Source organism: Rhodococcus chondri, from assembly GCF_036327435.1.
GTDB classification, from domain to species: Bacteria; Actinomycetota; Actinomycetes; order Mycobacteriales; family Mycobacteriaceae; genus Rhodococcus; species Rhodococcus chondri.
In genome coordinates, this window is record NZ_JAUZMZ010000356.1 from 1 (window position 1) to 1482 (window position 1482).

Sequence of the window (1482 nt, forward strand, 5' to 3'; positions counted from 1 at the left end):
ATGTGGGCCAGTGTCATCGCGATCATGCGGTGCCTCCCTGCTGATGTCCGCCCGTGCGGGGCGGGGTCCGCCTGTCCGAATCGGAGCCGAGAACCCGGTCGATCGCCGCGGCGAGCACGTCGCGGTCGTCGAACGGATGCTTGACCCCGTGGATTTCCTGGCCACTCTCGTGACCCTTGCCCGCGACGAGGACGACGTCGCCCGGGCGTGCCCACTGCACGGCTGTCTCGATCGCGGCGGCGCGGTCGCCGATTTCGCGGATCTCCCCGCGTTCGGCCGTTGCCACCGACCAGGCACCGTCGAGCACGGCCGCCCGGATGGCGGCGGGGTCCTCGGTGCGTGGATTGTCGTCGGTGACGACGACCAACTCTGCGCCGCGCGCCGCGGCGGCACCCATGAGCGGGCGCTTGCCGCGGTCACGGTCACCGCCGGCGCCGACGACCACTGCGACGCGTCCGGTCGTCGCACGGCGCAGAGTGGCGAGGACCGCGTCGAGTGCGGCGGGTTTGTGCGCGTAGTCGACCACTGCCAGGAAGTCTTGCCCACGATCGATCCGTTCGACGCGCCCGGGCACATCGACCGTTGCCAGCCCGCGTGCCGCCGTGTCGGGGTCCACTCCGGCTTCCGCGCACACCGCAACGGCCAAAGCTGCATTGGCCACGTTGTACCGGCCGGGTAGCCGCACCGTCACCGTCCGGCTCACATCGTCCGGGCCGGTCAGCGTGAAGCGCTGGGATCCGGTCGGGTCCGTCGTGGCGTCGGTGACGGACCAGTCGGCAGCGGGACGCGCGGCGTCTGTCGAGACCGTTCGGACCGCTGCGGGCTCGTCGGGATGAGCGGTGCGGGCGATGTCGGCCATGCGTTGCCCCCACTCGTCCTCGACCCACACGACGGCGCGGGCGGCGTGGACCGGGGAGTCGGCAGCGAACAAGCGAGCCTTGGCTCCGAAGTAGTCGTCGAGATCCTTGTGGAAATCGAGATGGTCCTGCGACAGGTTGGTGAATGCCCCGACCGAGAAGTCGGTGGCGGCGACGCGCCCGAGGGCCAGTGCGTGGCTGGAGACCTCCATCACGACCGTGTCCACGCCCTGTTCGCGCATCGTGGCGAACAGCGCGTGCAGCTGCGGCGCTTCCGGGGTGGTCATCGCGCTCGGTACGCGGCGGCCGGCGATGCGGGTCTCGACAGTGCCGACGAGACCGGTGACACGGCCCGCCGCGGCGAGACCGGCTTCGACGAGATAGGCGGTCGTCGTTTTACCGGATGTGCCGGTAATGCCGATCACCTGCATGTCCTTCGACGGGTGGCCGTAGACCGTCGCCGAGGCGAGTCCGAGTACCGCGCGCGGATCCGGATGGACGAGGACGGGCACCGCGATATTCGCGGCCGCGACGAGATCGCGGCCGGCGGCATCAGTGAGCACGGCCACGGCGCCGCGTTCGAGAGCGGTGTCCACGTAACCGGCCCCGTGGGGATGGGCTCAGG

Annotated in this window: 1 pseudogene; it reads right to left on the bottom strand. The window is 70.7% G+C overall.

The annotated features are described in order from the left end of the window. Positions 1-22: 22 nt before the first annotated feature. A pseudogene (locus tag Q8814_RS26070) lies at positions 23-1477 on the bottom strand (UDP-N-acetylmuramoyl-L-alanyl-D-glutamate--2,6-diaminopimelate ligase); the annotation flags it as partial. Positions 1478-1482 lie beyond the last annotated feature (5 nt).